18 protein-coding genes are annotated in these 25,202 nt (G+C 30.1%); 4 read left to right on the plus strand and 14 right to left on the minus strand.

The features are described 5' to 3' along the window. Positions 1–16 precede the first annotated feature (16 nt). The gene (locus tag Q0958_RS05825; RefSeq protein ID WP_150898846.1) at positions 17–235 is read left to right on the plus strand and encodes a VF530 family protein; all 219 of its coding nucleotides are present in this window, start codon (positions 17–19) and stop codon (positions 233–235) included. 7 nt (positions 236–242) lie between these two features. On the opposite strand, the gene Q0958_RS05830 is transcribed toward Q0958_RS05825, so the two are convergent. After that, positions 243–1,094 (minus strand): alpha/beta hydrolase, encoded by an 852-nt coding sequence (locus Q0958_RS05830; RefSeq protein ID WP_299120913.1) that lies wholly within the window; start codon positions 1,092–1,094, stop codon positions 243–245. Positions 1,095–1,151: 57 nt separating this feature from the next. Between Q0958_RS05830 and Q0958_RS05835 the strand changes: the two genes are divergently transcribed. Then, on the plus strand, positions 1,152–1,853 hold the full coding sequence (locus tag Q0958_RS05835; protein WP_299120917.1) for a hypothetical protein: 702 nt from the start codon (positions 1,152–1,154) through the stop codon (positions 1,851–1,853). Further along, positions 1,853–4,297, plus strand: a complete 2,445-nt coding sequence (priA, locus tag Q0958_RS05840; protein ID WP_299120920.1) for a primosomal protein N' — start codon at positions 1,853–1,855, stop codon at positions 4,295–4,297. The genes Q0958_RS05835 and priA overlap by 1 nt, the downstream gene beginning before the upstream one ends. 73 nt (positions 4,298–4,370) lie before the next feature. On the opposite strand, the gene Q0958_RS05845 is transcribed toward priA, so the two are convergent. The 12 genes from Q0958_RS05845 to Q0958_RS05900 form a co-directional block, all read right to left on the minus strand. Then, positions 4,371–5,792, minus strand: a complete 1,422-nt coding sequence (locus tag Q0958_RS05845; protein ID WP_299120923.1) for a SusD/RagB family nutrient-binding outer membrane lipoprotein — start codon at positions 5,790–5,792, stop codon at positions 4,371–4,373. 17 nt (positions 5,793–5,809) lie between these two features. Then, positions 5,810–8,977, minus strand: coding sequence for a SusC/RagA family TonB-linked outer membrane protein (locus Q0958_RS05850; RefSeq protein ID WP_299120926.1), 3,168 nt, complete (start codon positions 8,975–8,977; stop codon positions 5,810–5,812). Between the two features lie 407 nt (positions 8,978–9,384). Next, positions 9,385–10,104: a suppressor of fused domain protein gene (locus Q0958_RS05855; protein ID WP_299120929.1), complete on the minus strand. Its 720-nt coding sequence runs from the start codon at positions 10,102–10,104 to the stop codon at positions 9,385–9,387. 66 nt (positions 10,105–10,170) lie between these two features. After that, complete coding sequence (locus tag Q0958_RS05860) at positions 10,171–11,778, minus strand: class I SAM-dependent methyltransferase (protein WP_299120932.1); 1,608 nt, start codon at positions 11,776–11,778, stop codon at positions 10,171–10,173. Between the two features lie 158 nt (positions 11,779–11,936). Beyond that, entirely contained in the window at positions 11,937–14,051 is a 2,115-nt protein-coding gene (locus tag Q0958_RS05865; protein WP_299120935.1) for a BspA family leucine-rich repeat surface protein, read from the minus strand. Positions 14,052–14,150: 99 nt separating this feature from the next. Beyond that, positions 14,151–14,900, minus strand: coding sequence for a LytTR family DNA-binding domain-containing protein (locus Q0958_RS05870; RefSeq protein WP_299120939.1), 750 nt, complete (start codon positions 14,898–14,900; stop codon positions 14,151–14,153). A gap of 1 nt (position 14,901) precedes the next feature. Beyond that, the gene (locus Q0958_RS05875; RefSeq protein ID WP_299120942.1) at positions 14,902–17,760 is read right to left on the minus strand and encodes a histidine kinase; all 2,859 of its coding nucleotides are present in this window, start codon (positions 17,758–17,760) and stop codon (positions 14,902–14,904) included. 144 nt (positions 17,761–17,904) lie between these two features. Further along, on the minus strand, positions 17,905–18,528 hold the full coding sequence (locus Q0958_RS05880) for a hypothetical protein (protein WP_299120944.1): 624 nt from the start codon (positions 18,526–18,528) through the stop codon (positions 17,905–17,907). 28 nt (positions 18,529–18,556) lie between these two features. Next, positions 18,557–19,096, minus strand: coding sequence for an NUDIX domain-containing protein (locus Q0958_RS05885; protein WP_299120947.1), 540 nt, complete (start codon positions 19,094–19,096; stop codon positions 18,557–18,559). Positions 19,097–19,134: 38 nt separating this feature from the next. Next, the gene (locus tag Q0958_RS05890; protein WP_299120950.1) at positions 19,135–20,226 is read right to left on the minus strand and encodes a M42 family metallopeptidase; all 1,092 of its coding nucleotides are present in this window, start codon (positions 20,224–20,226) and stop codon (positions 19,135–19,137) included. A gap of 21 nt (positions 20,227–20,247) precedes the next feature. Beyond that, positions 20,248–21,072, minus strand: coding sequence for a lysophospholipid acyltransferase family protein (locus tag Q0958_RS05895; RefSeq protein WP_299120953.1), 825 nt, complete (start codon positions 21,070–21,072; stop codon positions 20,248–20,250). 54 nt (positions 21,073–21,126) lie between these two features. Then, entirely contained in the window at positions 21,127–21,756 is a 630-nt protein-coding gene (locus tag Q0958_RS05900) for a CoA pyrophosphatase (protein ID WP_299120956.1), read from the minus strand. 103 nt (positions 21,757–21,859) lie between these two features. Between Q0958_RS05900 and Q0958_RS05905 the strand changes: the two genes are divergently transcribed. Beyond that, positions 21,860–22,156: a hypothetical protein gene (locus Q0958_RS05905; protein ID WP_299120960.1), complete on the plus strand. Its 297-nt coding sequence runs from the start codon at positions 21,860–21,862 to the stop codon at positions 22,154–22,156. A 59-nt stretch (positions 22,157–22,215) separates the two neighbouring features. Here the strand turns inward: Q0958_RS05905 and Q0958_RS05910 are convergent, their stop codons facing one another. Continuing rightward, on the minus strand, positions 22,216–25,062 hold the full coding sequence (locus Q0958_RS05910; protein ID WP_299120963.1) for an endonuclease: 2,847 nt from the start codon (positions 25,060–25,062) through the stop codon (positions 22,216–22,218). Between the last annotated feature and the right edge of the window lie 140 nt (positions 25,063–25,202).

Consider the following 25,202-nt stretch of genomic DNA (forward strand, 5'->3'; position numbering starts at 1 on the left):
AATCTTTAAATCAAATATGAGTCAAGAGCAACCAAATAACCCATTACACGGAATAAAATTAGCAACAATGCTAGAAGAACTATATTTAGAATATGGTTGGGAAGAAATGGGAGAGATGTTAAACATTAATGTTTTTAAAAAGAATCCAACGTATAAATCGAGTTTAAAGTTTTTAAGAACAACTCCTTGGGCAAGAGCAAAAGTTGAAAAGTTATATTTAAAAATGATCAGCTAAAACTTTATTAGCTTAAAACCAGTTCACTCCATTCTTTTGGATTTTCAAGCATAGGGAAGTGTCCTGTACTTTTTAACCATACTAATTTGTTATTAGGAATTTCTTTATGCAGTTGTTCACCAATAGCTTTAACAGCAATAGGATCGTGAGTAGCCCAAACTATTTTGGTAGGGATTTCAGTATTAGTTAATGCACCAATCCAACGATTCCAAAAGAAGTAACGTTCGTTAATATAATTGCTCAATAGGTGGATTACATTCCTACCATTGTTATAATTAATTTGCAACCACATTTCATCTAGTTCCTGTTGAGTTACTTTGGATTTATCAAAATAAATTTTTCGAATATTTCTATTGAAAATAGCTTGATTAGCCAATTTAGCAACCCATTTACCAGTTAGTTTATTTTTTAGCAATTTCTGAATAGTCCTTAGTTTGGCTAATTCAATATGCATGCTACCATTGCATAAAATAAGTTTATCAATTGTAATTTTTAATTGATGTTGATTGCTTCTAGCAATTATTTCAGTTGCTACACTAGTTCCATAGTCATGTGCTAAGAGAGTTATATTTTCCAGATTTAATTTTTCCCATAGCAAAAGAGCTATATCCGCTTGTTCAATTAAAGAATAAGAGTAATTTAAAGGCTTGTCAGAAAAACCAAAACCTAAATGATCGTGAATAATTACTCTATAATGTTTGGTTAAATATGGAAGTACTTTATAGTAATCAAAAGAGGAGGTAGGATATCCATGTAGTATAACAAGAGTATTATCAGATGTGCCTTCATCTATTACAAAAACTTGTTGATTATTAACTGTTAATAATTTTCCTTTGTTTTTCCATTCTAATGAAGTCATAAATACACTGATTTTTCTGTTTACAATGTAGTGATTTTTGTGTAGTTTTGATGTTAGATGAAAAAGCTTCAAGTATTTATAATACCTGTTTTATTAGTAGTGATACTTTCCTGTTCAAAAACTCCAAAAGAAAGAGTTTTAACAAAGAAAGATGTTTTTCCTACTCAAAAAAACACGGATTCAACTTTTGTTTTTTCTTTTGATACAATATATGGTTTTAAAGATTCTCCTGAAAAATTCAAGTATTATGAAGAAATAGCAAGTAAAAATCAATTTATTAGGTTAAATAATAAAGATTTACCAATAAATATTAATCTAGTTATTTCTTGTAATTTACCTACATTTTGCCCTAAATATAGAAATACAATTTGGTTAGAAGGTGATTATAAGGAAGATAGAACTTTTTTTGAGGATAATCAAGTTCTAACAGTTGAAATTTTTGATGACTATTTACAGAAACAGTTATTAAATTGGGGGAAAAATCCAAGTTATAGCGACAATCCGAGTAAAAGCTTAATCATCATTAAATATCGTAATTTTGAAAAAAAATCAAAAGAAAGAATATCTAATGTACTAGATACTATTTCTAAATCCTATTTTAATTTTATTAAGAGTTTTCAAAAACAAAACGTAGATTCTTTAAAGAAAATTTATCCTCTTCAAATATTATTAGAAAAAGACTTCAGGTTTTTTGATAAAAATGGTAATATTATTTACCCTAAACCACCGCCTCCAACACCTTTAGAAATAATAGAATAATGTCATATTTCATCGACGTCATATTACCCATTCCTCTACAAAAAACCTTTACTTATTCGGTAACAGAAGCAGAGTTTTCGTTCCTTAAAAAAGGAATGCGGGTAGCAGTATCTTTTGGAAAAAGTAAAATTTATACAGCCTTGGTGTTTGATATACATCAGAATGCGCCAGAATTGTACGAAGCAAAAGATATTCAGCAAATATTAGATGATAAGCCTATTGTAAATGAACTACAATTAAAACATTGGCAGTGGATTTCTAATTATTATTTGTGTTCTTTAGGAGATGTATATAGAGCTGCATTACCATCTGCATTTTTATTAGAAAGTGAAACTATTATTTATAAAAATGAATCTTTTACAGAAGAAGATACTTTAACAGATGAAGAGTTTTTAATTTTTGAAGCTTTACAACATCATTCTCAATTAACTATTCATCAAGTTGCTGATATATTAGGGAAGAAAACAGTTTTGCCCATTATTAATGGGCTGATTGAAAAAAGCGCCGTTTACATTAAAGAAGAAATTTACGAAACATATAAGCCTAAGCTGGTTAAATATGTTCGATTAAATGCTTTATATAATTCTAATGAGGCACTTCAAGGTTTATTAGAAGAACTTTCAAGAGCTAAAAAACAACGAGAAGCTGTTCTTACATATTTTCAATTAGCAGCTTCTAAAAAGCCAATAAAAGCAAAAGAATTAGAAGAAAAATCAGGAGTTTCTTCTGCTGTTTTAAAAGCTTTAGTAGAAAAGGATATTTTAGAATTCTATCAAATACAAACAGATAGAATTAATTACCAAGGAGAAACGAATGAGACCAAAGCATTAAATGAGTTTCAAGAACAAGCGTTTAACGAAGTAAAAACTTCTTTTGAAAATCAAAATGTTACTTTATTGCATGGGGTAACAGGCTCAGGGAAAACAGAGATATATGTAAAGTTGATTAAGGAAGTTATTGCTTCTGGAAAACAAGTATTGTTTTTATTGCCAGAAATAGCTTTGACTACCCAAATAATAACTCGTTTACAAAATTACTTTGGTAATTTTATATCGGTATTTCATTCAAAGTATTCAATGAATGAACGTGTAGAAGTGTGGAATAACGTGTTAGATAATAAGCCGAAAGCACAAATAATTTTAGGAGCACGTTCTTCAGGTTTTTTACCTTTTTCAAATTTAGGATTAATTGTAGTTGATGAAGAACATGAATCTTCTTACAAACAGTTTGAACCTTCACCAAGATATAATGCACGAGATGCAGCCGTAGTTTTAGGACATTTGCATAAAGCAAAAGTATTATTAGGATCGGCAACACCATCTTTAGAAAGTTACTATAATGCTACTCAAAATAAGTATGGTTTCGTTGAATTAACAAGACGTTTTGGTAATATTCAGTTACCAAAAATTGAACTGATTGATGTCAAAGAGAAGCATCGAAAAAAGGAAATGAATGGGCACTTTTCCGATCGTTTATTAAAAATGATGAACGAAGCTTTAGAGGAAAAAGAGCAAGTTATATTATTTCAAAATAGGAGAGGTTTCTCGCCTGTAGTAGAATGTACTACTTGTGGAGTATCTCCTCAATGTCCTAATTGTGATGTAAGTTTAACTTATCATAAATTCCGAAAAGAATTAAAATGTCATTATTGCCATTATCAAAGAGCAATGCCTCATAATTGTGGAGCTTGTGGTAGTAATACCTTAGATACTAAAGGGTTTGGAACAGAACAAATAGAGTTGGAGCTAAAAGAGCTATTCCCAAATCATAATATTGGGAGAATGGATTTAGACACGACTCGGGGTAAGTATGGGTATCAAAAAATAATTGGTGCTTTTGAGGCTCAAGAAATTGATATTTTGGTAGGAACTCAAATGCTTTCAAAAGGGTTAGATTTTGAAAATGTATCGTTGGTAGGTGTATTGAATGCTGATTCTATGTTGAATTTCCCTGACTTTAGAGCGCATGAACGTGCGTATCAGTTAATGGTACAAGTATCGGGTAGGGCAGGACGAACAAAGAAACAAGGTAATGTTGCGATACAAACATACAATCCATATCATCAAATATTACAGCAAGTTTCTACAACTAACTATGCAGAAATGTATAAGGAACAATTACAAGATAGATGGCAGTTTCATTATCCTCCTTATTATAGATTGATTAAAATTACCTTGAAACATAAAGATTATACGAGGGTAGATAGTGGTATAAACTGGTTAGCAAAGTCATTACAAAATATATTTCAAGAAAATGTTTTAGGACCAACAGCACCAGCAGTTTCTCGTATTCGAAATCAGTATATTAAGAATTTAGTGATAAAAATTCCACCGAAACAGTCACTAGGAAAAACAAAAGAGCAGTTGATGAAAGTTAAAAATACTTTTGAAGCTGTAAAAGATTTTAGACCTATCCGTTTTATTATTGATGTAGATGCTTACTAAATAGTTACATTAGTTTATTAAAAAAAATCTTAAAGAAGATAAGATTACCTTCTTTAAGATTAATTAGTAGACTTTATTTAGCCCACCAAAGTTTGGTATCTAAATTATCAGGTCCTTGAGCAGCAATTGCAGCATCATAGTTAACCTTATTGATATTTGGAGTAGTAGTAGCGTATGCTTGTCTTTGTGGTATATCTGTACCTTGTAATAAAATTGCTGGTTTTACAATGGTAGCAGGTCCTCCAATTCTTCTCCATTCTGCCCAAGATTCATAACCTTGCATAAATAAAGCTATCCACTTTTGTTCTGCTATCGATTGCATTCCATTGTATGGATAATTATTAACAAAATTGTCAGCATCAGCTGTAGATACCTTCCATTGTATCATAGATTCTTTTATACCATTTTTAAAATAAGTTTCAGCATTACCAGTCATCCATCCAAGTTCTACAGCTTCAGCCATAGAAAACTGTATCTGTGCAGCTGTAAATATAATACCTGGGGCTGTTGCGTTATAAATGATATCTTTAGTAATGAAAGAGAAATTATCAACTAAATCATTTCCACTCCCATAATCAGCGCCAATAAATCTTGTGCCATTACCAACAGAAGAACTTACAGCAGGATCTGCATATTTGGCTAATCTAGGATCTTGAGGAGCTGTATCAGTACCGTTTCCTATCATATAATTAACAATTACATCAGACATTAAATAATCTTTACGAGTTTCAAAAGCATCTTGCCAAGGATTATCATTGTTATCATTTGCTAAAAAAGTATAGTAAATATTATCACCAGACTGTTTTATTGCACCAGTAATAGCTTCGTTAAATTTAGATTTAGCGTATCCTCCCAATTCAGTATCTCTTTTAGATAAACGAAGGGCCATAATCACTTTTAAAGTGTTTCCAAATTGTCTCCATCGATCCATATTACCATTAAATATAATATCTCCTTCTGGCACTCCAGAAGTTATTTTTGAGAGTGCATTATCAATCTCTTGAATTAGTCCTTTATAAACAGTTTCTTGAGAATCTAAACGGGGTTTTATTAAATCAAGACCTTTAAGAGCATCTGTATATGGTATATATCCCCATCTGTCTGTCATGGTATGTAATAGGTATACACGAGCTAAAGTAGCAACAACAACAGTATTTGTTGAATTTGAACTAGAATTAGCTTCATTTAAATCAATTACTGTTTTAAGATCATATAAAGGATCAGCATAAAGGCCATAATATGACCAGTTTAAAGTAGCATATCTACTTTGATCTGGATATTGACCGTTTGCTAAATACTGTGTATAAAGCATTGGTGTCCTTTGAGTAACTTGCGTTCCTATAGATCTTAAAGCATTAGCTAATAATCCAGAGCTAGAAGCTACTGATGATTGGTTTGGGTTTATATTTGTATCTCCAAAATCAACTGTTTCACAACTTATTAGTAAAATACTAGAAAATAAGAACAGTAAAAATTTATTTATTATCGTTTTCATCGTATTGAATTTTTTAATTAAAATGTTAGTTTAGCATTCAGACCAATAGTACGAGCACTTGGTAATTGACCGTTTTCGATATAATTATAATTCCCACGACCTTCAATTTCAGAAGGATCCACTCCTTTTATATCTGATTTTATAAGCCAAACATTATTTGCAAATAAACCTAGGTTGATATTTGTAAAAGGTGTTTTTTCTAAAATAGCACTAGGTAAGTTATAATCAATTCTAATAGTTCTAAGTTTGATATAGGTAGCATCATTTATAAATTCTTCATGAACATTTCTTAAATTACTTCTCCATAAAACATACGGGTTTACTAAGAATTGTTGTGCTGCACCATTAGCATCTACACCAGATGTTAATTGCCCTCCTGAATTAGAGTTAGCATTTGCAAGATTTACAGACCATGGGACGCTAGTAGTACCTGTAATTGTGTTACGAACAGGGTTTCCTAAAGAGTTATTTCCTACAGTTTCAATACCTTGTCCTCCATAATTGCTATATCTTCTAGTAACTCCATAAAATTTACCACCAAATTGATAATCAAAACCTAAGGCTAGGTTAAAGTTTTTATAAGTAAAGTTAGTAGTTAAACCACCTGTAAAGTCAGGTAAAATTGAGCCTAGATATTTATTTGTATCATATTCATATAAACCATTAGATGTAAGTATTTTATTTCCATTAGCATCACGTCTATAAGCATTACCATAAATAGCTCCCCATTCTTCTCCTACACGTTCTTGTAACTGAGGTCCCCAGCTATTTAAAATATTAATATCTACACCATCTGCGATATAATCAACAGTTTTTTTAAGTGAAGCAATATTGAAGTCAATATTCCATTCAAAATTGTCTGTTTTTATAGGAACTAGATTTAATGAAAGTTCAAAACCTTTAGTAGTTTGTTTTCCGGCATTACTATAAAAACCAGTAATACCAGTAGAACCAGGTACAGTAACCCATGAAGGAAGTTCTTCATCATTTCTTTTAAAATAAGTAAAATCTAAACCAATCCTATTTTTTAAAAATTTAAGCTGAGTTCCAAATTCTATTTCTTTTTTATTTCCTCCTCTTAGTGTTGGATTAACTCCAGCGTTTGGCACTGTTGATGTTCCTGTAGATCCATAAGGGACTTCCGTAGTGTATGTTTGAGTTAAAGCATACGGATTAGGGAAATATGGAGCTTCTGCTAGTCCAACTCTAATTTTTCCAAAAGAAATAAGATCATTGTTTTTAATCAGTTTAGAAAAAACAAAAGAACCAGAAATACCAAAACTAGTAATTTTATTCTTGTTTGGATTTGCTGTAGAGCCCCAATCATTTCTGTAAGTACTTTCCACAAATAACATGTCTTTATATCCTACAGATAATGAGGTAAACAAAGCTTTTCTTTTTGTTTCTATTTTGCCTGCATCATAATCAGGTCTATTTACTGAAGTAGCAATGCTATAAAAATCAGGTGTTGTCATTCCTCCAACAGTATTAGTTACACTATACCTATCTAGTTGGTTTGTTATTTCAAAACCTGCATAAGCAGATAAATCAAAATCATTGAATTTTTTAGTATAATTTGCCATACCAGTAATTTCATCCTTGACTTCACTTCTAACATTTTCTAAATACCAAGGAAGGCCAGAGGTGTTAGAATTTAAACCACCCCAAGCTGCTCTATCATTATAGTTGTAACTGTTGTATGATTTTTTAAAAAGGATATCTACATTTAAATTTTCGTTGAATTTATAATTCGCACCAAAAGCTCCAAATAATGAATTTTTGTCTTCCTCTTTTAAGTTTTCATAAATTTCAAAATAAGGAGAATCCCAGTATAATGGCTTTGAATTTGTTGGAGAAGAAATGTTCCAAGAATAAATATTTCCATTATGCCTATAGTTTTTTAATCTATTCATGTCTAACTGACGTTGCCACCATTGATTAAAATTTGAACCTATGTTACCATAATTATTATCTGGATCGTTTTTTGTGTACCTATTTGTATAGTTAGCACTTACTCTGAAATTTAATTTTTCATTTATATCATAATCAGTATTAATACTAACAGTAATAGTTTTACGTTTTGTATTTTCTAAAATTAGTTCTTGATCAATTTTTGTTATAGTAGTTCTAATATTATAATCTTCACCACCTTTTAAAAAAGTTAAAGAGTTATTTTGAGTAATACCAGTTTGGAAGAAATCTTTGATATTGTTAGGATTTGCTGTCCATGCTCTTAATTTTCCATATTCACTAGTATTTGGTATCCATGAATCCCAATGACGTACCATTTGACCTTCTAACCTAGGTCCCCAAGATTCATCAGCGGAATATGTAGGGATTTTTTGACCATTATAATCTGTAAAGTAACCAATGGCATTAGTATCTCTTTCTGAATGACCTTTTGGTTTTCCATCATTTGCATAACCACCTCCATATTCATTCTGATATTCTGGCATTAAATACACATCAGAAAAAGCAACACTTGTGCTAAATTCAATAGAAGACTTACCGTCTTTAGCCTTTTTTGTAGTAATTACAATTGCTCCATTTCTACCTTCCGGACCATATATTGCTGTTGCTGCTAAACCTTTAAGTATTGTCATAGATTCAATATCTTCAGTATTAACATCAGAACTAGAATTTAATTTAATACCATCTACTACGTACAAAACATTACTTTCTCCTCTTAATCTAATGTTTGAATTTTTAAAAGTAGAAGTAGGTTGACCAGTAAATTGAACACCAGCGACTTTACCAGCTATTGCAGTACTGATATCTGTTTCTTTTGTCCTTGTAAGATCTTCTCCTTTTACGGTTTGTTGAGAATAACCTAATGCTTTTGCCTCTCTTTTTATTCCTAGACCAGTGATAACAACTTCATTAAGAAGATTGTCTACGTTGGTCATTGTTAAATTAATTTTATTTGAAACACCTACTGTTATTTCTGTAGTTTTCATTCCGATAAAACTAAAAACGAGAATATCTCCAGCTTTTGCTTTGATGTTATATTTTCCATCAAAATCAGTTTCTGTACCAATGGATGAATTTTTTTTGATAATGTTTACTCCTGGAAGTGGACCTGCTGTGTCAGATACAATTCCTGAGATAGTTCTTTCTTGAGCAAATGTAATTTGGACAAGAAGCACTAGGATTAGCGTTAAAACTCCATTAAAGTTGTTTTTCATATGTGTTGTTTTTGATTAAAAAGTCATTTTCTATATGAAAACAGGAGCGAATACCTATAATTACTTGATACCTAAATGCTATTTAAGTCCTAGTAAAAAGTACTGTTTTGTATTGAAACTAACTATTGATTAAAATTGATTAGCATTAAAGTTGATATGTTCTAAAAAAACAATGTCTTATAATGCGCCTCAATTTTAATTAAAATCAAAGCTTTTATACATGATGAATTAATAAACGGATGCTTTTGTGTAATAAACGGTATAATATATTGAATAAACGGAAAAATCAAGTAAGTTTGATTACTAGAAAAAAATACTAAGAAAGTAGAGATAATTTTCCATTTTTTTAAATTAGAAACTTTTGAAGAAAAATCCTCTTTTTTAAGTCTTTATTATTGAAGATTAAATCAAAACAAACCAAATATCTTTTTCCTTTTAACAGTATTAGGTCTATCAATTGTAAGGATATCAGAAATATTATGTTTATCAAAACCATTAAAAAGAGCTTCTACACCTTTTTTCATTTTTAAATTTACTTCTTCTTCATACAATGGAATTAATGAATAAAAATTAATGGATTTATTTTCAAGTCTTAGACAATGAAAATTTTCATTAAATATTATTGAGGGTAATAAAACTATAGTGTTTAACTTAGTATTTTCAGCAAAAGGCTCAGGAGGGTTACCATTTGGAATTGTATGTCCATAACTTAACCAAGTATTATATTTATGAGGAAATCTAGCTAAATATGTTAACCATCTTATTGGCCAGTAATTTTTTTCATCTTTAAAACTATCTTCTGATATCTTCCAGTTTTCTGGAAGGCAAATGCTTAGTTCTGTATAGCTTGAGTCTTGAATATCAGCTGGAGTATTCATAGGTTTATCACTCATTCCCGAAGTAATTAACGTATGAAAAGGTCTTTCTTTTGTTGGTTTTACCCAATGAATATCAATATGAACTTGATCAGAGATTATTTCATGAAAAACCATATGAATTTCGCCTATATATTTTTCTATATGGTTTGAGATTTCATCTATTGAAGATTCTCCAGATGCTATTTCAAATATATTTTTATCAGACCCCTTATATCTATAAATAGGAGATCCAGATTCAGATTTTTCCATTCTTTTTCATAATTTTAATCAAAACAAACCTACTAAATAAATTCTAAGCTAAAAATGTTTATTGAGTTATTTAGGTTTAAAAAGATTTACTGAAACCGTTGCTAAATCTGAATTAGGAAACTTTCTAAAAGTATTTTTATCAGAAACCAACCCAATATCTTCCATAGTTTTCATGTATTCGTCTAATTCTATAATATATTGATCTGAATATCCATGTGTAGCATCATAGGCAGTAGCCGCTGTTTTACCAATGTTTTTAGCTACTAATTCTGGTTTAGATGTGTGGAGTTCTATTAATAACAATCCAAACTTACTAATAAAAGGTGTCCATTTATTAAAATGCTGTTTTAATGATTCTATAACATAGTTGTTATTTAAACGTTCCCCCTTGTAAGCATAAGAACCTGTAGAAGAAGTAATAGTAAGATTTGAATTCGGTTTTGGTGTTTCCCAAATCCTATTATGGTCTAAAAACGTACGAACATTTAATAAATCGGAGAGATTAATACCATATTTGTTTTGCAAATCTTCCGACATAGCCTTAGGGTTTCCAATATCACCCCAAATTACTTTTGCCCAAATATCGGCTTGTACCAAGTTTTTTCTAGTTATTTTTAATGCAGCTTCGTTATAATCTACACCAATAAGTAATAGGGGATAGTCTTCTAAAACTTTTCCTCGATTGGTTTGATTTTCTATTACATTAAACAAGTGTTTTAAAAAAGCACCGTTTCCGCAACCTACATCTAAAATACCTTTAGGTTGCTCATGAATTGGTTTGTTGAATAAATCAATTACAATTTCATCAATAACTTTAAAATATGCTGCGTGAGCTCCACCGCTTCCCCAAACATTCATTTCTCTATCTACATGAATTTCATCATTGTGAATACTTGGTGTATCAAACATTTTTGGATCTCCAAAAATAAGCTTATCTAGTTTTCTAAGTGTAGGGATATAAGAAACCGTTACTCCATAAGCACTAGCTCTTCTGGCAAAAAACAATCCTTTATCGGTAAATTCATAAGAACCGTTGCTTTTTTTAAACCAGCCTAATTCTGAAAGAATATTTAATAAGCGACCAAAGTTTTCTGCATCGCTATGAAACTCTTCTGCCGTGAATTTTGTTTGCATAAAGTATTTATGAAACATCCCACTCATTCCTAACAAAACTATAGTTGGACCTACAATGATTCCTTCTATATGTGTTAAGATTTGTTCTAGAATTTTATTGTTATCTATATTGTTTATTCCAAACTTAATTTTAAAGTTTTTATATAACTCTTCTAGTTTTAAAAAAGGTTCTTTTTCAAATTTTCTAGCACTATAAGCTTCCGAAAACTGTAGTAATTTAAAAGCTTCTTTATATAAATGAAAAAGTGAAAATGCTATTTTGGAGTTTTCATTTGTTTCAAAGTAAACTTTGTTTTGAATATTGTCTACAGTTTGAATAAGCCAGCCTTGAGAGCATAGAGTTCTTAAAGCTACATTTAAATATCCTTCATTAGCTTTAAATTCTGACGTTATTTCTGATAGTGCAACCGATTTGTTTTTTAAGATATAATCAGTAATTCCTTTTTCAAATAACACATAAGCTGATGGACATGTAACTATACCATCTAAATGTCTAAACAATTGACTTCTTAGGATGTTTTTTTCTTGTTTGGTTAGCATATAAGACTTTTTGTCTTAAATATAATTAAATAAGTTTAAAAGTGTCTTATAAACAAGATGTTAAGTGCTGTTGAGTTTTGTTAGTTTAATATTTGTAATAAACATAACAAGCCAATCTGGAATTGATTGGCTTGTTAATATGGTTAAAAAAAAGAACTCTATGGACAGCTTACAGCTTCGTGAGAAGAAAGAAAAGTCCATCCTTTATCGTTTATTAACTTATTTACTGAAGAAGTATATTTAGAACAATATTGCCACTTATAACCAGAATTAGAATGTGAGAAAGTGATACCTGAAGGTGTTTTATTATTGTTAGCCCAACCTTGAAGAGTTTTACCCATATTTATGGCTGAGTTACGACTTAAAAAACTTCTAATTATAGTGTTGTTAGGTACAGATTCTAAAGTCCAATTACTTAAGTCTTGATTTAAACTATTGGCTGTATAAAAAACATTATTAAATGTAGTTACTTTACTAGTATCCCATTTTCCAATAGGTTGATTAAATCTTCTTGCGTTATTGAAGGTACTATTTAAAGAAGTAACTTTACTTGTATTCCAATTTGAAATATTTTGATTGAATTGAAGAGCGCCAGCAAACATTGAAGCCATAGTTGTTACATTATTTGTATTCCATGAAGTAATATTTCCGTTAAAGAATTTACAACCAGAAAACATCCATGCCATATTGGAAACAGAACTCACATCCCAAGAGTTTATATCTTGGTTAAAAGGTGTACCAGAAAACATAAATTGCATGTTGGTAACCTTACTTACATCCCAATTATTTAATGGTTGGTCAAATTTAGTTTGTGATAACAGACGACTCATATCAATAACTTTACTTACATCCCAGTTATTTAATGGTTGATTAAATGTTTTTGCTTTTTCAAACATGGATTTCAAATTTGTAACATTGTTTGTATTCCAATTACTAATGTTTTTATCAAAATTTTCTGCGTTTTTAAACATTTCACTCATGTTGGTAACTTTACTTACATCCCAGTTATTTAATGGTTGATTAAATGTTTTTGCTTTTTCAAACATTTCACTCATGTTGGTAACTTTACTTACATCCCAAGAGTTAAGATCTTGATTAAATGCTTTAGCCTCATTAAACATAGCATTCATGTTTTTAACTGAACTTACATCCCAATTATTGATATTACTATTAAAGTTAGTTGCTTTATAAAACATATAGCTCATATCAGTTACTTTAGATAAGTTAGGTGTATCTGTAGCTTTTATAACTAAGTTTTCAGCATTTCTAAAGAAAGAATACATGTTTTCCCATTCTTGGTCTCCCCATTGTTCTACAGTTCGAATATTTGGGCCAGCAAAACGCATATGAGGAAAATAACCCGTAATTTTAACAGTGTATATGCCAGGTGAGGTATAAGTATGTGCAACAGTTTGTGTTAGGTTAGATTGAATTATTCCATCTCCCCAATCAATTGTAAAGGTTGATGTTGAATTTTTTCCAGCACTAGTAGTGTTATTATTATTTGGTTTTGTAGCATCTCCACCTTGACCAGTATTTATTATAATTTTTTGATTTGAACTGGTAGTTTCCCAAGTGGTAATAAAAGGTTTGCCTCCAGGAATTTCATTTACATCAGTTACGGTAATTGTAATTGTATTATTAGCTGTTAGTTTACCGTCAGTTACTTCAATAGTAATTGTGTGGCTTGTAGTTGTTTCATAGTCTAGACTTTTACCATTAACTAAACTTAGTTTCCCATCTGAAGTTATTTCAAATAACCCATTATCATTAGTTTTTATTGAAAAACTTAAAGAATCATTTTCTCCATCAGTAGCGACTATTGTACCAATTTCTACTGTGTCATTAATGTTTTCTGCTACGGTAAAAGACTGTGAATTAATTGTTGGAGCAGTATTTTCATCAATATCAGTTACATTAATCGTAATTGTAGCTGAAGTTTTGGCAGTACCATCAGATACTTCTACCTCTAGCATATAAGTTTTAGTAGTTTCATAATCTAATGTTTTACCTGAAATTAGACTTATAGCTCCTTCTGAACTAATTTCAAATAATTTACTTACATCCGTTTTAATACTAAAAGATAAAGTGTTTTTATCTACGTCTGTAGCTTGTACTTTACCAATTATATAAGTATCATTTATATTTTCTTTTACTGAAAAACTCTGAGATTTTATAACTGGAGGGGTGTTTACAATAGCATCGTCTTTTGAACAAGAGCTAAATTGAACCAAGCCCAACATTAAGAAACAGAGTATGGTAATTTTTTTCATCATTTTGTAATTTAATTAAGATTTGAGGTCAAAAATCTTGATTATATTACATGAGAAATAGACTGACTTTCTAAAACGTAATTATGAATTGTTAAAACGTTACATATAGCTGACTACTTTTAAAAATTCTTCTTTTTTTTCTCTTGATATTGATACCGCTTGATCGTTAGTCATTACAATATATCCACCATCTTTTTTGATGTATTCCTTGATAAATTTTAAATTTATTAAATATGATCGGTGTGGCTTATAAAAAGTAGCTTGTGAGATTAACAGACTAGCAAAATGTTTTAAAGGTTTACTTATTAGGAGTTCTGAATTTTCTACAGTTGTAATTTTTGTATACATTCCATCAGCTTCGAATAAAATAATATCATCAAAATCTATAAATCTAATTCCATTAGATAGGGGAAGAGCAATCTTTTTTAACTCTTTAGAATTGATACTCTTTTTTAATTCTTCTAATTTTATATTTAATTCGTTTTTATTTATTTGTTTTAAAGCTTTGCTAACTGCATCTTTAATTTGAGTGGGTCTAACAGGTTTTAATAAATAATCTACAGCAGAAAGTTGAAAAGCTTGAATTGCATATTCATTATAAGCAGTAACGAAAATGATTTCAAAAGAGTAGTTTTCTTTATCAATAAAATCGATTATTTCTAAACCAGAATGTTCAGGCATTTCAATATCTAAGAAAACTAATTTAGGCTGTTCTTTTTTAATTAGATTCACTCCAGTAAGTAAATCTTCAGCTTCTAATATTTCTGAAATATCATTACAATTTTCTTCTAACAAAATTCTAAGTACGCTTCTAGCTTTTCTTTCATCATCAATAATTAATGCCTTCATTTTATAAAGTTTTATAAGGTATTTTTAAAACTACTAGTGTTCCATTTGGTTTTCCGTTTTCTTGATATAAATCTATAATTTCAACACCAATTTTTTCTTTTCTTCCATGGTTCAGCAAGGAAAGTCGGTCTTGGTTAGCTTTAGTAGCAAAGGATTTATGATACATTTTCCTTTTTTTGTTTAATTGTATGGATTTTTGTCTACCAATTCCGTTGTCGGTTATAATACAAATTAAATTAGAATTATCTTTTTCTAATGTGAATTCAATTTTTAAATTTCTATTGTTCTTTTTATGTAATAAACCATGTTTTATTGAATTTTCTACATAAGGTTGTATTAACATTGTAGGTATAGAAATAGTATCTAAATCTCTTATTCTTTCTGAAGATATTTGATATATAAACGAGTCTTCAAAACGTAGTTTTTCTAATTCTAAATATTGGTTTAAGGCAATTATTTCTTCTTCTAAAGAGATATTAGCTTTTGTGCTGTGATATAAATACATTCTAATTAGATCTGCAAACTTTCCTAAGTAATCTCCAGCTATATTTTTTTGATTTGTTAAAATATAATCTTGTATAGAATTTAAAGCATTAAATACAAAATGAGGATTCATTTGTGAACGCAAGTTTTCTAATTTCAAAAACACTAATTCCTTTTCTTTTTCTTTTTCTTTTAGTTTTTTTCTGTAATATCTTACTATAAATAAGCTTGATATTAAGATTAAAACGGCTATAAACCACCATTCTTTATAAAATGGATTTCTAATTTTGATTTTTATAGATTTTATTGGAGTTTCTTTTTGATCAATTGTAGAAACTTTTTTTATTTGAAAAGTATAATTGCCTGCTGATAAACTATTGAAAGTAATTTGATTTGAACCTGCTGGAACAGAGTTCCAATGTTTAGAGGCTCCTAATAAACGATATTGATAGTTGATGTTTTCTTCTGATAAAAAACCATTAGTGTGAAACTGAAATTGTACTTTATTTACTTTTGATGGTAATGTATATTCCTTTTCAATTTTCATATCTTCATCTTCAACCAATACTTTTGTAATGTAAAAATCAGGTAATTTTGTTTCTTTAAAGGCCTTATTTTTATTTAAAAGGTATAACCCTTTATTGGTGCCAAAATAGATTTGGTTTTTATAAGTAATAATATCAGAAATATTAAAAGATTCTAAACCGTCTTTTTTTGTAATATTTTTGAAGGTTTTGGTAATGGTATTTAAATATTGAATTCCTTTATCAGTTACAACCCATAAATTGTTTCCATTTCCTTTTACAACTCTTGTTTGATTGGATAGTAAACCATTTTTGGTAGTATAGTTTTCAATAACTTTTCCATTTTTTATTCCAATAATACCATCAGAAAAAGTAGCTATCCATGCAGTACTATCTTTGGTATTATCTATATCTAAAGCAAAAATGGGACTTTCTTTAAATTTGATTTCATGAGGAGTAAAGTCTTCTCTATAATATTCAACACCATCAACATAACCTACATAAATAGTATTATTTTGTATGTTATAATGTGTTGTGTAAGACCTTCTAAAGCCTATCCTTTCGGTAGTCTTATATTTTAAATTTGCAATAGTTGCATAAGCAAATGCTCCATAAACAAATCTGTTTTTATCTATAAATGAAATCTCTTTTGCTCCACCAAATTTGATAGGAAAGCCTAAAAGTTTTTTTATTTTATTATTCTCTATAACAATACCATTTTCTGCATGACTTACAATTATTTTATTGAAGTTATTAAAGGCTATTTCATTAATTATTGTATTTGAAAAAGTTGGGATTATTGTAGTTTTATCATTTTTCTTGTTTATCTTAAAAAGTTTTCCCTTTGTTGTACCATAAAAGAAGATGGAATCATTAATTTTTTCAATGGCACTTATATTTTGATTTGAAGTATTTTGATAATGAATTAAATTGATATTTGGAATAATATACACACCATTTCTTAATGTAGTTAGCCAATAGTTATCGTTACTATCCTTAATAATTTTAGTTACATTTTTATCTTTAAAAAAGTGATTTAATTGAGTAAATTGACCGTTTTCATATTCATATTTATAAATTCCCTTAGGAGTAGCTAACCAAACAATATTTTCGTCGGTTATAGCTCCATTAATTGTAGTTCCTAGGTTGAATTCATTTAGTTTAAGCTCTTTAAATTTATGGTTGTTTCGTAAAAAAAACTTTTTGAAATTACTTTCAATATCTATGGATTGAAGAAGGATATCATTATTTTTTCCTAGATTATCAATTTTTAATTCTCCCATAGCATATCTTCTATAAGAATTGTTGTTGATAGTGTCTATTCTTATAGTGTTTAAATTTGCTTTAGTAAATAAAATATCGTTTTTTCTACTGCAAAATAAACTATCATTATGTATAAAAAGAGAGCTATAAACTCTTGTAGAGTCTTTAAAAATCTCTTTTTTTTCCTTTGTTTTGAGGTCTATTTCAAAATTCCTCCCCATTACATAGGTGTAAAGTTTATTATCTTTAATAAAAAAAATAGGAAGTTGTCCTTCGTTTTGTTTTTTTAAATCGGTAAAATATTTAAGAGAATCATTTTCAATATAAAAATATTGTCCAGAGATATTATTACACCAAAGTCTATCTTTATGATCAATTTTCAAACCAAAGACTGACAAACCTTTTTTTTCAGGATGCGTATAGTTTTTAAATGATTTTCCATCATATCTGAATAAACCTTTGTTAGCTGCTAACCAGATAAATCCTTTTTTATCTTCTATAATATCATAAAATTCAATATCAGGTAAACCATCTTTTTCGGTAAGATGTATACTAACAGGTTCTTGGGAATATAGTAGACTGTTACCCAAAAACAGAAGTATAAAAAGAAGGTGTTTATGAAGGGATTTATGCATCTTTCAAAAATAAGATTCTCAAAATATAATTTTTATTACTTTCTTCTTAAATGACATATCTAATTTCTAAAAGGAGAATAATAGCTTATAATATTTATATTACTTGTAGGTAAGAATAATTGTTTTTAACCAGATTTTTCCCGTTTTCGTCGATTCTTTTGTTTGTTTAATACAATTACCTCTAGAATCTTTAGTTTTACAGCTTACAAGAATAGTATCAACAGGTTTGTCTTCTTTGTTGGTTATAATAATTTTTGAAAGCTCTTGATTAGTGTATTTATATTGATGTGTATAAAAAGTTGTAAAACGATCTTCTATTTTATTAATAAGGCCATTATCATTATGGTAAACAATGATTTCATTTTTTTTGTATTGTTTTTGGGTATAGCAACTAATTCGTTCTCGTTGTTTTGTCTTCCAACGCATTTTACAATAGTAAGGTTCTTTGTTTGGATAACTTCGTTTTTCAAACCATAACTTTTTTTCAGTTTCTTCGAGTGTATTTCCTTTATTATCTATTGTTTTTGATGTTTTTACTCGACCATTTTTAGTGAAATAAAGTGTTTTGGTAGAGATTAAATTTTCTTTCCCATCTTCTACAGTATACGTTTTTTCAATCATACTGATTATATCACTAGAGTAGCCGTGTTTTTTTAAGTATTTCTTAGAAACACATGAAGGTAATAATAATATAATAAGTGAGTAAAGTGCTAACTGTTTCATTAGTATGGTTTTATGCCTTTTTAATATACTAAATTTTTTTTAAGATTTCATCGTAAACAAAACTATAGTAATCATGATATTGAGGAAGTAATGTGTTATTGAGTTCTCTTGTTTTAAGTAAGGTTTTTAACTCAAATAGTTTTAATTCATCAACTTCTTCTTCCTGAATTTTTAATTGATGGATAGGTACTGTAAGTTTAGTAATATAAACATGATGAAACTCATTATCTATAATACCGTTTGCATGATTTACCATGTGTTTTCTTGTGCCTATTTTATATAAGTTTTCCGGAGCAATTGAAAATCCAATTTCTTCAGAAACCTCTCTAAGGGCAGCTTCTTCTATGTTTTCTCCAGCAGCAACATGCCCAGCAACAGAAATGTCCCAGAGTCCAGGAAATACCTTTTTTGTTAAAGCTCGTTTTTGCAATAGTATTTGTTGGTTTGAAGTATATATCCAAATGTGAACAGTAGGGTGGAAGTACCCAAATTTATGAGCTTCGGATTTTAAACAAGTTTTACCTGTGTAGTTTCCAAATTCGTCAACAATATCAATTAATTCATCCATAGAAGTAAAAAATCCCGCGTAAAGCGGGATTATAGTTTTTATTTGAAATAAGAGAAATCTTCTCCGTTTTCTATTTTTAATAGCGTTTCGTAAATCATTTTAATTACATTTTCTACATCTTCTCTGTGTACCATTTCTACAGTAGTATGCATATAACGTAATGGTAGTGAAATTAATGCAGAAGCAACTCCTCCGTTACTATATGCAAAAGCATCGGTATCTGTACCAGTTGCTCTCGATAAGGCTGAACGTTGGAAAGGAATTTCTTTTTCTTCAGCAGTTTCTGTAATTAAATCACGTAATTTTTGTTGTACAGCAGGAGCATAAGCTACTACAGGTCCTTTCCCCATTTCTAAATGACCTTCTTTTTTCTTGTCAATCATTGGAGTAGTGGTATCATGAGTAACATCTGTTACAATAGCAACATTTGGTTTAATTGTTTGGGTAATCATTTCTGCACCACGTAAGCCAATTTCTTCCTGTACAGAGTTTGTTACGTATAATCCGAAAGGTAATTTCTTTTTATTTTCGTGAAGTAAACGAGCAACTTCAGCAATCATAAACCCTCCCATACGATTGTCTAAAGCACGGCAAACAAATTTATTTCCGTTTAAAACATGAAATTCGTCTGGATAGGTAATTACGCAACCTACATGGATACCTAATTTTTCAACTTCCTCTTTAGTCGCACAACCAGTGTCAATAAAAATATTATCTGGCTTAGGAGCTTCTTCTTTAGCTTTATTACGTGTATGAATAGCTGGCCATCCAAAAACTCCTTTTACAATACCGTTTTTGGTATGAATGTTTACTATTTTACTTGGAGCTATTTGATGATCACTTCCTCCGTTACGTATTACATAAATTAATCCGTTGTCAGAAATATAATTTACATACCATGAGATTTCATCAGCATGTCCTTCAATAACAACTTTATATTTTGCATCTGGATTTATAACTCCAACCGCAGTCCCATAAGTGTCAGTAATAAACTCATCTACATATGGTTTTAAGTAATCCATCCAAATTTTTTGCCCTTCCCATTCATATCCAGTTGGAGCGGCATTATTTAAGTATTTTTCTAAGAAATCAATAGATTTCTCATTTAAAATTGATTTATTTTCTGACATAATATCTTGAAATTATGATTTTTATTCTTCTTTTTTAACATCTGCTCCCCAAAAACGACGACTTTCTATAAACTCTTCTTGTTCTTGTAATTGTTTTGGAGTTAATACTTTTAAAAATGAAGGATGCTGTTCTATTGCATATTCAATTTTTTCTACAATACTAGCTACTTCTTCATTTTCATAGTCTATTTCTAAAGGTTCTTTTATAACCATTGATTGTAAAACATTACGTTTCTTAATCATTAATCCTTTTTTATCAAAAGAACGTCTAAAACCATCAATAACAATAGGAACTACTGTTGGTTTAAAAGTTTTTATAATATGAGCCGTTCCTCTACGAATTGGTTTAAATGGAGTAGTGGTACCTTGTGGGAAAGTAATTACCCAACCATCATCTAAGGCCTTACCTATATTTGATATGTCGGACATTTTTACTTGTCTTTTTACATCTTTACCCGAACTTCTCCAAGTTCTTTCTACAGAGACCGAACCTACATAAGCAAATATTTTAGGTAGTAAACCAGCACGCATTGTTTCTCCTGCCGCTACATAATAAATATTTAGTTTAGGATTCCATAAGTAGCCTACATTTCTAATATTGTCATCACGTCCTTTTAAGGCAGCATTAAATACATGGAACATGGCAGCTACATCTGCAAAATATGTTTGATGATTTGAAATGAAAAGTACGTTCTTATCAGGGAGGTTTCTTAAAATTTCAGATCCTTCAATCTGTAATTGATTAAATTTTCGATATCTACTGTGTGATATTACACCAAGTGTTTGTATAAGAAACCTTTTAATGAATAATATATGTCCAAAAGGATTCCTTTTAAATAAAGGCATTTATAGTTGATTTTATTAGTGTAAAAGCTAAATTACAAAAGAAAAAGAAAATATTTACTGTTTTAATAAATCTTTAATTTCTGATAACATCATTGCAGTAGCACCCCAAACAATGTAATCGTTTAATTTAAAGCATGGTACGTCTATGTTTTTCATGTAAGAAGTTTCCATTTCTTTTGAGGTCAAATTGTCATCGTTCAACAAATCACTGGTTAAGACTTCTATTAAGTTGGCTACTTCATTGTTAGGAGTAAACTTTGGTTTTTCTGAAAGTAAGCCTAAAAATGGAGTTACTAAAAAGTTACTAGGAGGAATGTAAGAGTCTGAAAGTTTACGAATTACTCTAATAGAACTAGCATTGATTCCAACTTCTTCAAAGGTTTCTCTTAGCGCTGTTTCCTGAAGGTTCTTATCATTTTTTTCAATTTTTCCCCCAGGAAAACTAACTTGTGCGGAATGGGTACCATTATAACTGGCTCTTTCTGTTAATAAGAATCGAGTTTGATTGTTGTCATCTGGGTAAAACAAAGCTAAAACAGCTGCTTTTCTTGGATTTTTACTGTCTATTAACTCTTGAGAAAATTGAGTTCTCAGTTTAGGAGCGAGTTTAAATTGTGAAGTTAATCCGCCCAAAGGTTTGTTTTGTAATTCTTCTATTTGATTTATAAAATCAGTAAAAACCATTCGCTTTTAGTATTTTTAGAGCAAACATATTAATTTACAAGGTGAAACGTAAATAATTTGGCTTGAATTTTGATTTAAAACAAATTAGAATAAAATTATAAGAATGAATAGAAAAAATAAATATCAAAAGTTAGCATTAAGCTTAATTTTTGATGCTATGGGACTTTTATCGTATGCAATACCTGGTTTAGGTGAATTGTTCGATGTTGTTTGGGCACCAGCTTCAGCCTATTTAATGACAAAAATGTACAAAGGAAATAAAGGGAAAATAGCAGCAGCAGTAACTTTTATTGAAGAAGCTATGCCTGGTTTAGACATTATACCAACGTTTACACTTATGTGGTTGTATACCTATGTGTTTAAATCTTCAAATGAGCCTAAGAAAACAATAGAAGTATAATAAAAATAAAAAGGCAGCTTTTAAAAGCTGCCTTTTTTGAAATTAAATAATTAAACAAATTACTTTTTCATAAACTTCTTGGTAAATGATCTTTGGTTATCATTTACTTCTATAATATACATTCCTGTATTTAAGTCTCGTATATCTATTTGTCTGTCAATTTTACCCTGCATTACAGTTTGACCTACATAATTTGTAATCTTATAATTCGCATCTCTACCATCAGCTAATTTTAATACAATATAATCTGTAGATGGGTTAGGGTATACCTTAGCATCAAAGATAGGTTCTTCATTACCTAACTGTCCATCAATTTGAACAGTAGTAGTCATAGATTTAGAAAAGCTACTAATGTTAACTGTATAATCTTCAACTTCTCCATAAGAAATCGTTTCACAAGGAGTTGGAGCTGCATTCCATTTCATAGAAACTCGCATTCTTGTTGTACCTAATGAGGCAGATGAAGGAACAGTAAAGTTATAAGATAAGTTTCCTGCACTTGAAGAAGAACCAGAAACTACTTCTTCAGAAGATTCAAAAGTTCCATTCTTGTTAAAGTCAATCCATACTTTCCAGTATTCAGTATAAGAAGAACTAGCAAAACCAGCACTTACAACAATTGTATTGCTTCCTACAGCAATGTTCGCAGTTTGTGAAGTAAAATCACCATAACCTCCATTAGCAGATGTTACGTTTGAAACCCCACCGATGACTACATTGTCTATGTACTCATAGTTTACATTACTTCCTTTAGAATCACAGTAAGTAATTGTAGGAGATTTAGTCGTAACTCCAATTACATTACTTGCTGAAGAAATATTACCAGCTTGGTCTTTTGCTTTTACAGAAAAAGTATAGTTTGTAGCTGCTGTTAAATTTGAAACTGTATAACTTGTAGTAGTTACAGTTGTTATTTTAGTACTCCCTCTGAATACATCGTAACCACTCACACCAACATTATCTGTAGATGCAGTCCATGCTAAATTTACAGAAGTTTGTGTTACGTTTGAAGCTGTTAAACTACTTGGAGCAGATGGTGCTGTAGTATCTGGAGTTGGTAATGTTGTAATAAATACTTTATTACTTAGTGCAGAAATATTACCAGCAGCGTCTATTGCTTTAATAGAGTAGTTATATGCGGTATCAGCAGATAAACCTGAAACAGCATAAGAAACAGTTGTTACAGTTGCTATTTTTGAATCGTTTTGGTATACTTCGTATCCAGTAACACCAACATTATCTGTAGAAGCTGTCCATGCTAAATTCACTGTAGTTTGTGTCAAGTTTGAAGTAACTAAACTAGAAGGTGCACTTGGAGCTGTAGTATCAGCAGAAGAACCACCATCGATAGTATGACTACCTAATCCACTAAATGTATCTTTAGCTAAAGTATTCCATTCAGCTGTTGTATAAGTTGTATTTGGCGACTTTACAGATGATTTTCTTTGGAATGTTTGATCTTTTCCAAAGTTAGCACTATTGTTTTGATTTCCAATCACATCAATTAGAGTACTTCCTTTAAATAAAGCTACAGCATCATTACCATTAAAGTTCATAACTGAACTATTAGTTAATTGAGCTTTGTTTTTTACTGTAGTTGAAGCACTACTATGTGCAATAACAAAAACATCACCATTATTTAATTGACCAGTTAGTGTTAAGGTATTAGACCAAGTACCACCACCATTTGTTGCTTTTTTAATAGAGTATCCGCTTAAATCTACTGTTGCTCCAGTAAAGTTTGCTATTTCAATAGCTTTGTTATAAGAAGATCCTTCAACATATTCAGAGAATAATAATTCAGTTGCAGTTCCATTTCCTCCAGAACCACCACTTGTTGTAGTTACACTAACAGCATTACTTGCTGCAGAAACATTAGCTGCTGCATCGTAAGCTTTTACTGTAAAATTGTATGAAGTACCAGCTGTTAATCCAGTAACTGTAGCATTTGTACTTGTTGATGTAGCTACTTGTGTACTTCCATTGAAAATATTGTATCCAGTTACAGCTGTATTATCTGTAGAAGCAGTCCAAGCTAAGTCAACAGTAGTTTGTGTAATGTTTGATGCTACTAATCCAGAAGGAGTAGTTGGTGCTTGAGTGTCTGTATTTCCACCGCTTCCAAATAAATCTTCTGCTTGAGGTCCACCCCAAATTTTAGTTGCTAAGGCTGGATTATCTATAAAAGGATTACGATTTCCTTGTAATTGCTCTAATACAGGGTTACGTTGTTTTTCTAAATCTGACACAGGATCTTCAGCATTCCATTGTAAGAATAAATCAATCATGTTTGGATCGGTAGCTACAGTGTTACCAACACCAACACCAGTTGGTAAAGATTGGTTACCGTAACGCAAGTACATGTACATCATCATACGAGCTACATCACCTTTCCATTCGTCACCTGGGTACCAGTTACCTTGTGCTGTAGCACCAGAATTTCCTGAACCAGCTGCAAACTTACGGTTACTACGTGATGAGTTTCTTTGAGCATCACAAGGTCTTAAGTTATGTGCATCTGCACCAGGACCACTTGTTCCTAAGTTAGGATTAGCTAAAGATTTAGAGTACACATGCTCACGATTCCATACACCTGACCCTCCACCGTGGTTATCTTTTCCACGAGTACGATCGTTAGTAATATCAGAATCAGAATCATTCCAACCATAAATTAATACAACTTTAGTATTGTCTGTTGGATCTATGTCTGTTTGTTTTAATGCGTTCCAAACACCTGGTGTATAGCTTAAAATAGATGTATGTGAACCAATGATTTTAACAGCTAATGCATCTTTTAATGCAGTACCTGTTTGGTTTAAATTGACATCATTATAATAAGAAGGTATTTGTTGGGAGAAAACTGATAACGACGCTATCAGAAAAACGAAGGGTAATAGTTTTTTCATTGTTTGGGATTTAACGTTATGTTAGGTTTGGCAAAATTAACACTTTTTTAACATGTTTATATGTTACCTAAATGTTAAGGATTAATAAGTTATTAACAGTTTTTATTGAAAATAACGTATTTTATAGTTAAAAGTCTTGT

The sequence above is a fragment of the uncultured Tenacibaculum sp. genome, from assembly GCF_947499065.1.
Taxonomy (GTDB): Bacteria; Bacteroidota; Bacteroidia; order Flavobacteriales; family Flavobacteriaceae; genus Polaribacter.

What these genes read in the sequence shown, in the direction of transcription:
- Q0958_RS05910 (WP_299120963.1), bottom strand. Translation starts at nt 25,062, where the DNA reads ATGAAAAAACTATTACCCTTCGTTTTTCTGATAGCGTCGTTATCAGTT.
- Q0958_RS05880 (WP_299120944.1), bottom strand. Translation starts at nt 18,528, where the DNA reads ATGAAACAGTTAGCACTTTACTCACTTATTATATTATTATTACCTTCA.
- Q0958_RS05900 (WP_299120956.1), bottom strand. Translation starts at nt 21,756, where the DNA reads ATGGTTTTTACTGATTTTATAAATCAAATAGAAGAATTACAAAACAAA.
- Q0958_RS05850 (WP_299120926.1), bottom strand. Translation starts at nt 8,977, where the DNA reads ATGAAAAACAACTTTAATGGAGTTTTAACGCTAATCCTAGTGCTTCTT.
- priA (WP_299120920.1), top strand. Translation starts at nt 1,853, where the DNA reads ATGTCATATTTCATCGACGTCATATTACCCATTCCTCTACAAAAAACC.
- Q0958_RS05855 (WP_299120929.1), bottom strand. Translation starts at nt 10,104, where the DNA reads ATGGAAAAATCTGAATCTGGATCTCCTATTTATAGATATAAGGGGTCT.
- Q0958_RS05870 (WP_299120939.1), bottom strand. Translation starts at nt 14,900, where the DNA reads ATGAAGGCATTAATTATTGATGATGAAAGAAAAGCTAGAAGCGTACTT.
- Q0958_RS05860 (WP_299120932.1), bottom strand. Translation starts at nt 11,778, where the DNA reads ATGCTAACCAAACAAGAAAAAAACATCCTAAGAAGTCAATTGTTTAGA.
- Q0958_RS05895 (WP_299120953.1), bottom strand. Translation starts at nt 21,072, where the DNA reads ATGCCTTTATTTAAAAGGAATCCTTTTGGACATATATTATTCATTAAA.
- Q0958_RS05885 (WP_299120947.1), bottom strand. Translation starts at nt 19,096, where the DNA reads ATGGATGAATTAATTGATATTGTTGACGAATTTGGAAACTACACAGGT.
- Q0958_RS05845 (WP_299120923.1), bottom strand. Translation starts at nt 5,792, where the DNA reads ATGAAAACGATAATAAATAAATTTTTACTGTTCTTATTTTCTAGTATT.
- Q0958_RS05825 (WP_150898846.1), top strand. Translation starts at nt 17, where the DNA reads ATGAGTCAAGAGCAACCAAATAACCCATTACACGGAATAAAATTAGCA.
- Q0958_RS05835 (WP_299120917.1), top strand. Translation starts at nt 1,152, where the DNA reads ATGAAAAAGCTTCAAGTATTTATAATACCTGTTTTATTAGTAGTGATA.
- Q0958_RS05890 (WP_299120950.1), bottom strand. Translation starts at nt 20,226, where the DNA reads ATGTCAGAAAATAAATCAATTTTAAATGAGAAATCTATTGATTTCTTA.
- Q0958_RS05830 (WP_299120913.1), bottom strand. Translation starts at nt 1,094, where the DNA reads ATGACTTCATTAGAATGGAAAAACAAAGGAAAATTATTAACAGTTAAT.
- Q0958_RS05905 (WP_299120960.1), top strand. Translation starts at nt 21,860, where the DNA reads ATGAATAGAAAAAATAAATATCAAAAGTTAGCATTAAGCTTAATTTTT.
- Q0958_RS05865 (WP_299120935.1), bottom strand. Translation starts at nt 14,051, where the DNA reads ATGAAAAAAATTACCATACTCTGTTTCTTAATGTTGGGCTTGGTTCAA.